Source organism: Gammaproteobacteria bacterium (assembly GCA_016712635.1).
GTDB lineage: Bacteria > Pseudomonadota > Gammaproteobacteria > SZUA-140 > SZUA-140 > JADJWH01.
This window is the reverse complement of record JADJQS010000001.1, coordinates 665,902-679,392: the sequence shown is the minus strand read 5'-3', so window position 1 is coordinate 679,392 and position 13,491 is coordinate 665,902. Positions and strand designations below refer to the sequence as shown.

Sequence of the window (13,491 nt, the reverse complement as noted above, 5' to 3'; positions counted from 1 at the left end):
GAGATCGAGGATGAGTTCGAGCACCGCGGAGGTGATGTCGCAGGGACTGAAGCTGTCCCTGGGCGTGCAGGAGTTTCCCCGCTGATGACCGGCACGTCTATCTGGGGCTTCGTCGATCTCCTGATCGAGTACCTGATGTACTTCGAAACCCTTTCCCGCGTGAACGAGACGAAACAATGTAGTCATGCATGTCAAAGAACTCCTGAGCGCCATTGCCATAGCCCTCACGCTGGCGGTATTTCTGCCCTACATCCGTTCGATCGTCAAGGGCGAGATCAGGCCGCATGTGTTCTCCTGGATCATCTGGGGGTCGACGACCTTCGTGGTGTTCCTGGCGCAGCTCGCGGACGGCGGCGGCGTCGGCGCCTGGCCGATCGGGATCTCGGGCGGCATCACCATCGTGATCGCCGTGCTGGCCTATATAAAGAGGGCGGACACCACCATCACGAAGCTCGACTGGCTGTTCTTCACCCTCGCGCTGTGGTCGCTTAAGCTGTGGTACGCGACCCTGATCCGGCCGCTGTGGGCCGTGGTCATCCTCACCTTCGTCGACGTGCTCGGCTTCGGGCCGACGGTGCGCAAGGCCTATCACTTCCCGCGCACGGAGTCGCCGCTGTTCTTCGGCCTGTTCGCCGCGCGCAATCTCCTCGTCATCCTGGCGCTGGAGCACTACTCGCTGACGACCGTGCTCTTCCCGGCGGCCATTGCCATCGCCTGCGTGCTGCTGATCGGGCTGATCTTCCATCGCCGGCGCGCGGTGGCGGTGTGAGCGGGCGCTGTTGGGGCACGGCTGCCGGCGGCGTATACTGGAGGCGCGCCGGGGTCATGTAACACAGGCATCATCCGGCGCGTCTATGATGGACCCTCTCGCAGGAGATCATCCTCGTCTATCACCGGAGCCGTCATCATGGGAAAGCCCCACCTCGTATTGGGTCTTCTGATATTCCTGACCGCATGCGCGGGCATGCAGCCGCAGCGCCCGGCCGGTTTCGAGGCGTACGGCAACGCCGTGATCCGCGTGACCTCGGACGTGGCGAAGGCCCAGGAACACCTTGAGACCCTGCAGTTCATCCTGGTCGATGAGCTGAACGGGGAACAGGTCTTCCAGTCGGTCGCGGCCGCCGGAGAGTCGGGCGACACCGGCAGCCTGGTCATAGAGATCCACGTAAAGCGCTTCGTCGAGGTGCACAACCCGCTGCGCATCGCCGTGGGCGAGATGGCCGGCAGCAATGAGGTGGGCGCGGACGTAACGGTGATCGACGGTTCGAGCGATCAGGTGCTGAGCAGGTTTTACCTGGAGGCGGAGTCCCCGGAATATCCCCCCACCTTCGACTGGCCCTGGGGCAGCATCGATATCGCCATGGAACGCTTCGCCGGCGCGCTGATCGAGGTCCTGCTGGACTGGAAGCAGGCCGGAGCCCCGGGGGGCTGAGCACCTTAATTGACTGCGACAGTTGGGATCGGCGTGGGAATTCCATTAAGATAGACGGAATTTTTCACCCCGATGTCGGGTATTTTTCTCTGAGGAAGGCATGAGCGAAACCAAAACGATCCCCCCGCGCAATATGCTCCACGTCGGCCTGTCCGAGGTCATCTTCTGGAGCCGCTGGCTGCAGGCGCCACTCTACCTGGGCCTGATCGTCGCACAGGCCGTCTACGTCTATCTGTTCGGCGTCGAGCTCTACCATCTGGTGCACGAGGCGCACAAGATCGGCGAGACCGAGATCATGCTGATCGTGCTCGGCCTGATCGACGTGGTGATGATCGCCAACCTCCTCATCATGGTCATCATCGGCGGCTACGAGACCTTCGTGTCCCGCCTCAACCTGCGCGAGCACCCGGACCAGCCCGAGTGGCTGGCGCACGTCAACGCGGCGACGATGAAGATCAAGCTGTCGATGGCGCTGATCGGCATCTCGTCGATCCACCTGCTGAAGACCTTCATCAACGCCGAGCAGATGACCGAGCATGCCATCAAGTGGCAGGTCATCATCCATATCACGTTCATCGTCTCGTCGGTCGCGATCGCGCTCACCGACCGCATCATGACCAAGACGCTGATGGACGCCCATCGCGACATCGAGCGCGAATAGCCGGCGGGCGGCTCGCCCGGGGACCGACCTGTCTCCGCCAGAAGCTCCGGGACCTCAAGAACCGCTGCCCGCACGTCGCTAAGAACCGCAAGTACCTGCGGCAGGTGCGCGATTGACGGGGCTGGAACCACGATTTTTTCCCGGCCCGGCAATGCCCTAGGTGCGCGCGGGACCGGGTGAAAGCGGCGCGGTCCGGCCCGCCGGCTGGACAATTCCGGCGTTTTTCGCTATATTTTGCCGGTATTTTTCAATATCTTACCGATACTTAGTCTCGATACCATACAAACTCTCAGGGGGGTTTCCATGTCAGGTTCCCAGGGCGACAAGAAGGGCGGCGAATGGGGTTGGGACATGCCGGAAGGCATGGATCCGATGAAGGTGATGCAGGTGGCGTCCGCGTACTGGGACTCCTGCGTCCTGCACGCCGCCAACCGGTTGAACATCTTCAGCATCCTGGATGACAAGAGCAAGGACCTCGACACCCTCGCCCGCGAGACCGAGTCCGACCGCCGCTGCCTGGGCGCGCTGCTGAGCGCGCTGGTCTCGATCGGCTTCCTCGACCGCGACGGCGACGTCTTCCGCAACAATCAGTTCAGCAAGATGTTCCTCGCCGAGTCCAGCAAGTACTACCAGGGCGGCATCGTCTACATGTTCGAAAACTGGTACCAGGCCTGGGGCGGCCTCTACAACACGGTCAAGACCGGCAAGCCCTCGGCGCTGATGCACCAGGCCTACTCCGACGAAGAGACGCGCAACTACATGATGGGCATGCACAACCGCGCCCTGTCGCAGTCCGACGTGCTGACCTCGATGTTCAACCTCACCGGCAAGAAGCAACTGATGGACGTCGGCTGCGGCCCCGCGACCTTCGCGGTCAAGTTCTGCGAGCGCTACCCTGGCCTGAACGCCGTGGCGATGGACCGCGATCAGAACCTGAAGATCGCGAAAGAGGTTGTCGACATGTACAACATGCACAACCGCGTGAAGCTGCTGCCCGGCGACTACAACACCGACAGCCTCGGCACCGGCAACGACGCCATGCTGCTGTCCTCGATGACCAACCAGGAATCGCCGGAAAACATCAAGAAGCTGCTGAAGAAGTGCTACGACTCCATGAACAAGGACGGCGTCATCATGATCCAGGAGCAGTTGCTGTGGGGCGACAAGAAGGGCCCCAAGCTCGCCGCCCTGATCGGCGTCAACCAGATCATCAACACCGTGCTGGGCTCGTCCTACTCCACCACCGAGATGGAAGACATCCTGCGCGCGGTCGGCTTCAAGGACATCAAGTCCGAACAGATGGCCCCGCCCAGCCCCTTCATCATGGTCAGCGGCTACAAGCGCTGACGTCACCGCAATACTGAAACACCAGGGCCGCCACCGTTATCGGGGCGGCCTTTTGTTTTTGTGTCGTTTCACACTCAGGCGAGCATGGTTGGCCGCCGTCACAGCGATCCCCAGGATGACGGTCACCGTTGTTAATGGCAGGGCAAGACTGTATGCACGTCATTCCCGCGCAGGCGGGAATCCACTTTGTCTGTAGCCGGTTACCCGCCCGTTGTTGTGAAGGATGCTCCGATCACTTATCCATTTGTCCGCGGTCTCGCTAAATTCCGTTCGTATAATCAATGAAATAGTCTGAGCGGATGTGTGTTATGAATAAAACTGATACGTTATAACGGAGTATTTTAATATCTACTCACTGTTAGGATTTCGCGGCATTCTGGTAGAGGATTCATGAATACGTGTATGACAATTACCTGTGGTACTTGTGAGTTAGATACTGACTGCAGGATTGGATATTCGAATCGACTCATCCAGCCGATCCAGTTTTCATGCCCACATTGTCATTCGCAACTGGAAATCGTGTTAGACATCACCGAGGCCCCTCACTCCAATTTTAGTTTTAAGGGATGCGAACCATCGGAGCAGCAAGCCAATGGCCCTTTCTCCGGAATAAATCCTTTTGTCGACCTTCACTTGGATTTTCCGGTTAAATTCGGCGAGTATGTGCCAGGCGTCACTCCATGGTTTGCTTCACTCGCTCAAGTGGAGGAAGCGACGGGCGGGGACCGAAGGAAAGCTTTTGAGATATCCCAGTTTCATGCCGCTAGGTTGCATGCTCTGAACCAGATCTATCCAAGGGCCGAAGAACTGAAGCGGATAATCAACCTATACCACGGAAAGAACAAGCAGCTCTTTCCAGCGAAGGGCGGCGGAATACCTGGAGGAAAATCAAGAGCAATCCCTTCTTCCGCAAGACCTGAACGCTACCTTTACCGGGTTATAGCAAAAGCCTTCTTCCCTTTGTCGTACATGAACACGGGAGGGAGATTTCTGAAAAATTGCCGAGGATGCTGTTCGCATTCGACAGAGCGACCTTGGATTCATTTATTGATGAGATATTTAGAGCAGGATTCATGGATGCCCTACAGAGAGATTGCTTGATAATATACCCAAAGATATTTGATGCCGAGCTGCCGTTGCGGCCCGCGCTATTTCTCGATCTTATCAAGGGGGATATGTCGAAAATTGTCGCCGGGCGCGTCTCCTCAAGCGATTTTTTTAGCTTTAAAGACCTCTACAAAGACATTCTGAAATTATTGGCAGGCAACTCGTGCTGGTTGCCGGGATAAATAATCTCTTGCATAGAGGAGATGCAAACTCGTTTAGGACTATTGATGGCGGCTCACTGAGTGGTTTGCGAAAGTTGTCCGAAAAGACTCTTTCCGACAAGTTCAAGTACCTAGACGACTGTTGGTACAACCACTCCCAAGACGTTTTTAACCTTGGGTTGCGCAATGCCATCGCTCACAATAACGTTCAGTATGATCAAGCAACACAGGTTGTTACCCATTTTCCAGACGGTGGCCGGATCGATAATGCTCAAGGGGAAGACCTTGCGTTTCTTGATTTCATGCATTTGCTGCTCATCGCATTCCGCGAAATGCATAATCTCCATCACGTCATCAAGTCTCTTTACTATTACAAGTTTCTAATCTACGACCAGCATCATGCTCATGAACAATCCTAACAATCGCGTGAACTAGGACGGCCAAAATCGGCGCCGCTTCGCTCTGCCGCTTTCGACCGCCGGTTACGCGAAACGTTAGATTAATCGAGCTAGTTTCACTAAGGAGGCAGGTATGGTTAAGAAAGCTGCAGCAAGGAAGGTTTCTCAAAAGCAAGAGGCCACACAGAAAAGAGCGCGCAGAACCACTCTCTTCCCGGCTGCATCCTTTGAAGAAGCCCTGACTCTTGCAAATGCGATTCAAAAGCACGCTGCCGGGCAAAAGGTGCGCAGATTGACCCTGTTCGATCAAATTGGAAAATCGCCCGACAGCAGCTCAAGTCGCATGCTTATTGTCAATTCGAATAAGTATGGCTTGACGAAAGGAAGCTATACAGCCGAACACCTTGAGCTTACTGCGGATGGGAAAGTGGTTACAGGTTCCGAGATCGCTCCACGCGACAAACTAAAGGCACGTTTCCAGCTGGCCATCGACAAGATTCCTCCATTTAAGGCTCTCTATGATTCGCTGAAAGGGAATAGGCTTCCAGCAACATCTGTGCTAGAGGATTTGGCAAAGGAGCAAAACATACCGGAGGACGATGTAAAGGAATGCGTTTAGATGTTTATCGTTAACTCTAAGTTCCTTGGTGTACTGAAGCCCATAGCTGGACCCGAAAGGATAGTGCCAATCGAGCAAATTCTGGAAGAGTTGCCTGCATCGAGCTCATCGGCAACTTCATTAGAAAATCCCGTTGATCAACCGCGAGACGAGAATCGGGGCAAAGCCCCGAAGGCCGAACCTCATGAATGGGAAAAGATTTGTTTCTACATTTCTCCTATTGGTGATGAAGGCACAGAGCATAGGCGCAGCAGACTTGTTTTTAGGATCTATTGTAGAACCAACTCTTGAAGAGTTTGGGCTAGCCGTTGTCAGGGCGGATAAGATCGGCAAGCCTGGAATGATAACTTCCCAAATTATTGAACATATCTTAAAAGCAAAACTTGTTATTGCGGACCTCTCTTATCACAATCCAAACGTATTCTACGAGTTGTGCCTGCGGCATGTATGTCGCCTTCCAACGGTTCAAATAATTAGGAAGGCCGACAAGATACCTTTCGACTTAGAACAATTCAGAACCATCCAAATTGATACTACGAATATCTTCACAATGGTGCCAAATCTTCAAACGTATAAAGCTGAGATCGCAACACAAGTAAGGATGGCGCTCAAGGATCCAGATTCTGCGGATAATCCAGTGAGTACGTTTCATCCAAATTTGAAAGTAACGTATTAAGATTTGATAAGCGCCTAACAAGGCGCTTGTTCGGGCGCAAACTCCGCTGTGCTTCGTTTGCGCCTCACAGCTTGTGCGTTGGCCTTACAAAGGGACTCACTATGATTCAAGCACCAAATTTGGAAATTGTTCGATGGGCAACAGGGGACAGACCACGTTATTTTAGGTGGGGGAAAGGGGTCAAAGCCCATTACGACTGAAGATCCTAGGGGATCGATATAGGCGATGAGAGTGTTTCTCGCAAACGTGAGATCATGAGAAGGATAGAAGCAAATAACAATTTGCAGTCGTGCCAGCCTAGGAGTTAAATGTCACCGGAAATTGTCATTGGAGTTCTTATCGCAATGGTCGTTGTGTTGACCATTGTGAGTAAGCTTTTTCCAATGAGCCAACCCAAAGTGAAACAATTCAAGTGCTCACGTTGCGGGTATCAAGGGGTCAGAGTTGTTGATATAACCATCGCTGACCTCGATACCTCCGATAAAAAATCTGCCATGCACATTCGGGCAAGGCGATCGGGTGTAGATCTCTGACCCTCTCGGTTCTCTCTAATTAAAGAAGGAACAGATGCGGAAACTGAACTACATGATGATGTTCTTCTATTTGGCATGCGCGGTAAAGCCGGCACCGGCAGATGATGTCAATGTTGAGTCGTCTTGGTTTAAGCCCGCGTTGATTGAAAATCATGATCCAGCCTGTGAAGACTTATTGAAAGATGCATATAAAAAGTATTTTTCCGATTCCTCCTATGATGAAGCTTATGCGAGGCAACGAAGCATAATACCCAATATCAGAAAATGATTCGCTGGCTTCTCGATGCATATACGGAGACCCAGGAGCAATCTCTGACAAGTCGCTCAACCGGACATGCAAAAAGCGCTGCACCGGTTAGCGACTCGTTATGCCGCGCGATTGACATACCATATAGGATATACTAATTCAGGTATGTGGGAGATATACGAGCACAGGAAGGCCATAAAGCAACTGGAGGCGCTTCCTATGGATATCCTCAAGCGTTACGAGAAATGGAAGGATATCGTTTTAATCAGCGGCCCAGAGGGGTTAAGGGCAATCTCAGGATTCAGAGACGAAGCTCTAAGAGGTGAATGGCAGGGGCACCGATCTTCCCGTCTCAATATTCAGTATCGTGTGATTTACCGGGTGGTGAGAGAAAAGGTTCTGTGCAGGTAGTCAGCGTGACTCCACACATGATTATCGGAGCAAGTGAAATGAAAGATTATCGTAAAGCGAAGAAAATGGTGGAAGTGTCGGTAGGCGAGTCGGTGAAAATCCTTCGAGAGTTGCAGGGTTAAGTCAGAATGAACTTGCTGGAAATTACCAGCATTCCACAGTCTACTATCTCGGCTATTGAAAATGATCGAGTTAGCCTTGGGGTGGAGCGAGCCAAGGTTCTTGCCAGAGCGCTCAAATGTCATCCCGCGGTCCTGGTATTCCCAGGATGGGATGTGCAGCAGGAATCCGCGGCGTAATTATCGGCTCCATGGGACATGCGGCCCGTGAGCCGAACGTTATCAGCGGATCAGGGGGCCAGAGCTGGTGAAAATTCTATGACTGAGATGTTCATTCACTCCGAGCCCTTGATGCGCACGCACCTGATGATTAGCGAAGGTCCTCCGCCCTTGTCACGAACCTGACATACTTGAAGCCAGGTGCGGACTCGTTTTATCACCGCCGCTTCGGTTAGAATCTCGGCTCGCCCAGCCCCGGGCGCTCTCACTTAAGTGAGCCATCGCTATGAACGCCAGCCGCCCGGTCTATCACCATCCGTTCTTCTCCGAACTGCCGCGCCACCTCAAGGTGCTCTACAGCATGATTCTGCTGATCCTGGGCCTCGGCTACCTGTTTGCCGTGATCCAGATCTTCGAGGTGCACGCGGGCGCGGACGGCAAACCCGGCCTGTCGGTGCGTGACATTCAGATCGCCTATGCCGGTACGCCGGACAACAGCCGGCTGGAGACGGCGCTGCGCGGCCCGATGTCCGCCATGGCGAGCCCCGAGCAGGTCCAGCAGATCATCGCCTGGGTGCGCACGGGGGCGGACGAAGCGGAATTCAATCGGGATATCCAGCCGATCCTGCAGGCGAAGTGCCAGCTCTGCCATGCCAGCAGGGATCCCTCGCTGGGGAGCTATGCCGAGGTCAGGCCGCTCACGGCGACCGACGGCGGGGTGTCCATCGGCGCGCTGGTGCGCGTGTCGCACGTGCACCTGTTCGGCATGACCTTCATCTTCGCATTCCTCGGCCTGATCTTCAGCCATGCCTATGTACGGCAGCGCCACCTGAAGTCGATCCTGATCGCGCTGCCCTTCCTCGCGATCTTCGTCGACATCGGTTCCTGGTGGCTGACCAAGGTGTCGGTGGTGTTCGCCTACACGGTGTTCGCCGGCGGCGCGGTGATGGGGACCGCCTTCGCGCTGCAATGGCTGATCTGCGCCCACCAGCTCTGGTTCCTGCGCGCGCCGCCGGAAGGCGCGCGGCCGGACTGAAATAAAATTGGGGACAGATTTATTTAACATCGGGTACAGATTTCATATCTGTCCCCGTCAGCGGCTACCAGTGAGCTCCCATCGATGACTTTTTGATTTGGGCGTTCTGTCTCGTCATAGGCCACATTAATGCTTGACAGCTGTATCCTATAGGATACGATCTAATGTCATGTGCGTCAGCATGTTTGTATGGATCGACTATGGCAAAGACATCTACCAAAACCAGAGTAAAGACAAAGACCGTTCCCTACGATGTTGCGGATCAATTGCGCACGCCCGAGGAAATGGCCGCCTACCTGGATGCATGGCTGACCGAGGCGCCGGATGATGCCGCCGGTATCGCCCGGGCGCTGGGGGATATTGCGCGCGCCAAGGGGATGTCGAAGGTGGCGCGGGAATCGGGGCTCAGTCGCGAGAGCTTATACAAGGCTTTGAGCGAGGATGGAAACCCCAGTCTGGCGACAGTGTTGAAGGTGGCGAAGGCGCTCGGCCTTCAATTGCACGCCAGGGCGGCATAGTACTGATCAATAGAACATCGGGGACAGATTTCAAATCTGTCCCCATCCGCAGCATAGTGCAATCTATGTCCGCATCACGCCGGACTACGGGCGAACGACAGGCCGGCTCAGCGATCCGCCGACATTCCCTTCCACATCCACCCAAAGATGGCGCAATCCCAGGCTTTCCAGCCAGGCCGGGCCGTCCTGTTGCTTCAGCATCGCGATGGTGGAGGCGCTGCCGGCCACGACGCAGAAATCTCCCACCACGGTGACGGCGGCCATGTGCCGCACGGGCCAGCCGGTTTTCGGATTCAGGATATGGCCATAGCGGATGCCGTCGACGATGATGCAGCGCTCGTAATCGCCGCTGCTCGCGACGCCGCCCTGGTGCAGGGCGATGGTCTCGATCGGTTCGATGCCCGGCTTGCGCGGGTGTTGTATGCCGATGCGCCAGGGACTCCCGTCCGGGTGCGGACCGATGACGCGGATGTCGCCGCCGAGATTCACCAGGCCGTGGCGCGCGCCCGCGTTCCGGCACAGCGTCGCGAGGTGATCGGCCGCGTATTCCTTGACGATGCCGCCGAGGTCGAGCTCCATGCCGGGTTCGAACCCGATCGTCGGCGGCGACCAGCGCACCTTGTGCCAGCCGATCCGGTCGAGCAGTTGCCGGATCTGCCTGTCCTCGGGCAGGGTGCCGGACTTGAAGTTCCAGGCCTGGCGCAGCAGGCCGGAGGTGATGTCGAACAGGCCGTCGCTCTCGCGGTGGCAGGTGTCGGCGTAGTTCAGCAGGCTGGCGGTTTCATCGTCGACGTTAATGCTGCCGCCCGCGGCCGCGACGCGGTTGATGGCGGACAGCAGGCTGTCGTCGCGGTAACGTGAGTAGCGCGCCTCCAGCCGTTCGGCATCGGCGATGGCCAGGTTCGCGATGCGGCGGGCGGCGGAGTCGTCGCGCGCGTAGAGCTGGATCTCGCACGGCGAGCCCATCGCCCTGAACGGGAATTTGAACAGTCGCGATTCGCCGGAAGACTTCATGACTTCCCAAACGATGCGGCTCCGGGTGACGGGGTGTCAAGTCGGCCCGGTCGTCAGATATGGATGCCCCAGTTGAAGACCAGTGTCCCTTCGCGGTCGAGCTGGTGGCCGTTGAAATCGTTCTGCACCGGCAGCAGCCATTCGAGGCTCAGGCGGTTGCCCGCGAAGGTCCCGCTCCGGATGCTGGCGGACAGGCCGAGGCCGAGGTCGATGAAGGTGCCGCCGTAGTTGTGCGGGTAGTCCACCGGGCCAATCCGGATGTGGGTGTCGTTGTATGCGCCCTCGATCTCACCCTGCAAGGTATAAATGCCGCGCAGCGAGGTCGACCAGACGTCGCCCAGGTCATAGCTGCCCCAGGCCGTAGCCTGGAGCACGTCGCCGAGGGCGTAGCCGGAGGCGTTGCGATCCTCGAGGCGCATCGTGCCGTTGAGCTGCACGCCCCAGGACAGAGGCGCGCGCGCGCCGGTGTAGGTCAGGCTCGGCTTGAAGTCCCAGGTGCCGCTGCCGAGTTGCATGCCGTAATCCATCAGGCCCATGTCGACGTGCATCATGTTCCGCATCCCGACTGACACGTCGCCGGTGGGAGCGCTGAGGCCCAGGCCCAGGTGCATCCCGGAGCTGCGGCCGCGGAACAGCCTGAACAGCGCGTGCATCTCGGTGTCGCCGAAGCCCGCCGAGGTGTGGGCATGGCTGCTGTGCGTGATGGCCATGCCGATGGCGTCCATGCCGCCGGTGCGGGGCGACTCATCGAGCAGCCGCATGGACATGTCCATCTCCACGAACTGCGGCATCAGCATCAGGTTCAGCCAGTCGGTGGGGGCGTACATGATGTCGAGCATGTGCATGTGCATGCTCATTTCGGTCGGACGGACATAACAGGGCTTGCCGGCGCAGGCGCGATTGATGATGTTGAAATCGCTGACGCCGCCGGTATTGCTGCCGCCCAGGATATCGCCGCCCTGGCGGCTGAACATGTAGCGGTAGCCCACCATGAGGTCTCCGCTGCCGGCCAGCATGTGGTCGAACATGACGCCGGCCGGCGCGCCGCCCGCGTGGTGCTCGTGCATGTCGTGATGCATGTGCCCCGCGTGGCCAGAGTGATCCTCCATCGCGCCGTCGAAGAGATTGGCCGAGTCGAGGTCGATCGTGACCGCGGCGTTGAACAGGGACGCATCGTAATCGATGTAATCGTCCTCGCCGCCGCCGCCGAGCTTCAGGCTGCCGGCATGTTCGATGTATTCATAACCGAGTTCGAGCCGGATCCCTTTGGCCAGGCGCTTGACCAGCGTGATGCCCGCGCTCAGCGTGCCGTAACCGGCGAGCCGCGAGTCGCTCGAATAGTGTTCGGGGAGTTTCTTGCGGTCGAACGGCACCGTTTCCTGCGTCAGGGCGTCGACCAGTGTCTGGTCGTTGACCGGCTGTCCGGTCTGCTGGTTGATGACGGCGAGGCCGTTGAGGCTGACCACCGGCTGGCCGAAATTGCGCGAGCCCGGGTTGGGATCGATCGGCGGCGTCACCGTTCCCGATTGATCCTCGTAATATTTGATGCCGTCGGTGGGCGACCCGGTATTGATGTAGATCGGCCCGAGGGTCGGATCGGTCACATAGGTGAACAGGCCCTGCTGCGTGGTGAGATAGGGCGTGTAGAAGTCGGCGGCCGATTGCGAGTAATAGCGCAGCCTGGGCGAGAGGGTCCAGCTGTCGCCCACCGGCTGCACCCACTCGGTCTGCAGCGTATGCGCGCGAATCCCCCAGTCGTCCTGGAAGTAGCGGTAATTCAGGTGCAGGGCGGCGTCGGTGGCGGCGATGTGCTGGACGTAGCGCAGGTTGAGCGTGCCCTGGTTTCTCAGGTCCGGGCGCTGTTCCAGCAGCGCGACGATCTGCGCGTCATAGACATAGTCCGCGGACGTATTGCCGCCGGCCTGGCCTTCCTGCAGCAGCGGGTCGATGAATATCGCCTCCACGGCCTTGTACGGGTTGGACAGGTAGCCGGAGCTGCGCGTGTAGCCAAGATTCGCTTCGAGGTAGGCCTTCTTGTTCAGGATCCGGGTCGCGCCGAGGTTCATCGCCCAGTCCGTGCGATCTCCCGTCAGGGTCGGCGCGAACTCGCCGAGCTCCATCCGGCTGGTCGACTGGGTCCGGTTGTATATGTCATCGCCGCGCCGCTCGTAGATGTACATGTACGGCTCATAGACATGGGGCACGACATCATGATCGAGCAGGGCCTCGGTGGTGCTGGCGGTGTAGCTGAGGCCGGCTTCCAGGGTGGTGAGCTTGCGGTTGAAGTCCCAGCGTCCGCCGAGGCTGCCGTACATCGATTCGAAGTCCCGCTCGTGCGAGATCCCTCCGCCGACATTCAGCGCCGACTCATTGAATTCCCGGCTCAGGCCCAGATCGACCTGTTTGCGCACCTCGCGCGATGCGCTGGACATGGTGTGCACCAGTTCCGTGTCCACGCCGCCGATGACCGCGCCTTCCACGTCCGTGAGCAGCGGCCGGTATTGCCCGTCCAGCTTCAGCGTGCTGTAGAGATACGGCGAGGCGCCGGTTACACCATCGGTCTCAGCAGGCGTTTCCTCTTCCGCTTCCTCGTCGTGATTGTGAAGGCCTTCGATGGAGGCGCCCGTCATGACATGGGTCGTGGTGACGCGGTTGCCGTGCGCCGACAGCGGCGCGGTCGCGACCGGCGTTGCGCCGGACCAGGCGTCCTCGGTGAATTTGACCGTGCCCTTCAGGCGATCGCCCGGCGTGAAGTTCACGCCGGTGTGAAAGCTGTCGACCTCGATGGGGTCGAACATGCTGTCGGCACCGGCCAGGTCCCGCTCGCCTTCCTGATAGTGTCCGAACTGAAAACCGGCCGAGTCGCCTTCCTCCGCGCAGACGGGTTGCGCCATGAGGCCGGGCAGGGCCATGGCGGCGAGCGTCAGGGCCCTCAGGGGACTCCGGCGCTCCGGCGCGCGATTGTGTCTGCGGTAATCCGGAACCAGGAGATGTGCGTCCGCGTTCCGGCCCGTCAGTTGCGAAAGACGGCGGCGCCGCATGACGGCCGCGCC

12 protein-coding genes and 3 pseudogenes are annotated in these 13,491 nt (G+C 57.8%); 12 read left to right on the top strand and 3 right to left on the bottom strand.

Features of this window, described 5'->3' with window-relative positions; translation table 11 throughout:
* On the bottom strand, nucleotides 1–186 hold a 186-nt coding region (locus IPK65_03110), incomplete at its 3' end, for a hypothetical protein (GenBank protein ID MBK8162164.1).
* Between IPK65_03110 and IPK65_03105 the strand changes: the two genes are divergently transcribed.
* From IPK65_03105 to IPK65_03050, 12 genes and pseudogenes are all read left to right on the top strand, one after another.
* Nucleotides 185–769: a hypothetical protein gene (locus IPK65_03105; protein ID MBK8162163.1), complete on the top strand. Its 585-nt coding sequence runs from the start codon at nucleotides 185–187 to the stop codon at nucleotides 767–769. The two genes, IPK65_03110 and IPK65_03105, sit on opposite strands and share 2 nt — an antisense overlap.
* Nucleotides 770–907: 138 nt before the next feature.
* Nucleotides 908–1,432, top strand: a complete 525-nt coding sequence (locus tag IPK65_03100; protein ID MBK8162162.1) for a DUF4410 domain-containing protein — start codon at nucleotides 908–910, stop codon at nucleotides 1,430–1,432.
* A gap of 133 nt (nucleotides 1,433–1,565) precedes the next feature.
* The gene (locus IPK65_03095; GenBank protein MBK8162161.1) at nucleotides 1,566–2,093 is read left to right on the top strand and encodes a TIGR00645 family protein; all 528 of its coding nucleotides are present in this window, start codon (nucleotides 1,566–1,568) and stop codon (nucleotides 2,091–2,093) included.
* Nucleotides 2,094–2,396: 303 nt separating this feature from the next.
* Nucleotides 2,397–3,440, top strand: a complete 1,044-nt coding sequence (locus IPK65_03090) for a class I SAM-dependent methyltransferase (GenBank protein ID MBK8162160.1) — start codon at nucleotides 2,397–2,399, stop codon at nucleotides 3,438–3,440.
* A 402-nt stretch (nucleotides 3,441–3,842) separates the two neighbouring features.
* Nucleotides 3,843–5,127 (top strand): annotated as a pseudogene (locus IPK65_03085) (hypothetical protein).
* A gap of 112 nt (nucleotides 5,128–5,239) precedes the next feature.
* A complete protein-coding gene (locus tag IPK65_03080) occupies nucleotides 5,240–5,725 on the top strand; it encodes a hypothetical protein (protein MBK8162159.1) in 486 nt (161 codons plus the stop codon).
* A gap of 226 nt (nucleotides 5,726–5,951) precedes the next feature.
* Entirely contained in the window at nucleotides 5,952–6,401 is a 450-nt protein-coding gene (locus IPK65_03075; GenBank protein MBK8162158.1) for a hypothetical protein, read from the top strand.
* A 585-nt stretch (nucleotides 6,402–6,986) separates the two neighbouring features.
* On the top strand, nucleotides 6,987–7,202 hold the full coding sequence (locus IPK65_03070) for a hypothetical protein (GenBank protein MBK8162157.1): 216 nt from the start codon (nucleotides 6,987–6,989) through the stop codon (nucleotides 7,200–7,202).
* A gap of 144 nt (nucleotides 7,203–7,346) precedes the next feature.
* Nucleotides 7,347–7,609 (top strand): annotated as a pseudogene (locus tag IPK65_03065) (type II toxin-antitoxin system mRNA interferase toxin, RelE/StbE family).
* Nucleotides 7,610–7,630: 21 nt separating this feature from the next.
* A pseudogene (locus tag IPK65_03060) lies at nucleotides 7,631–7,891 on the top strand (helix-turn-helix transcriptional regulator).
* Between the two features lie 265 nt (nucleotides 7,892–8,156).
* Nucleotides 8,157–8,906 (top strand): hypothetical protein, encoded by a 750-nt coding sequence (locus IPK65_03055; protein MBK8162156.1) that lies wholly within the window; start codon nucleotides 8,157–8,159, stop codon nucleotides 8,904–8,906.
* A 200-nt stretch (nucleotides 8,907–9,106) separates the two neighbouring features.
* The gene (locus IPK65_03050; GenBank protein MBK8162155.1) at nucleotides 9,107–9,424 is read left to right on the top strand and encodes a putative addiction module antidote protein; all 318 of its coding nucleotides are present in this window, start codon (nucleotides 9,107–9,109) and stop codon (nucleotides 9,422–9,424) included.
* Nucleotides 9,425–9,508: 84 nt separating this feature from the next.
* Here the strand turns inward: IPK65_03050 and IPK65_03045 are convergent, their stop codons facing one another.
* Together IPK65_03045 and IPK65_03040 are read right to left on the bottom strand one after the other, a co-directional pair.
* Nucleotides 9,509–10,390, bottom strand: a complete 882-nt coding sequence (locus tag IPK65_03045; GenBank protein MBK8162154.1) for an FAD:protein FMN transferase — start codon at nucleotides 10,388–10,390, stop codon at nucleotides 9,509–9,511.
* Nucleotides 10,391–10,491: 101 nt separating this feature from the next.
* Complete coding sequence (locus IPK65_03040) at nucleotides 10,492–13,479, bottom strand: DUF3570 domain-containing protein (GenBank protein ID MBK8162153.1); 2,988 nt, start codon at nucleotides 13,477–13,479, stop codon at nucleotides 10,492–10,494.
* Nucleotides 13,480–13,491: the final 12 nt, after the last annotated feature.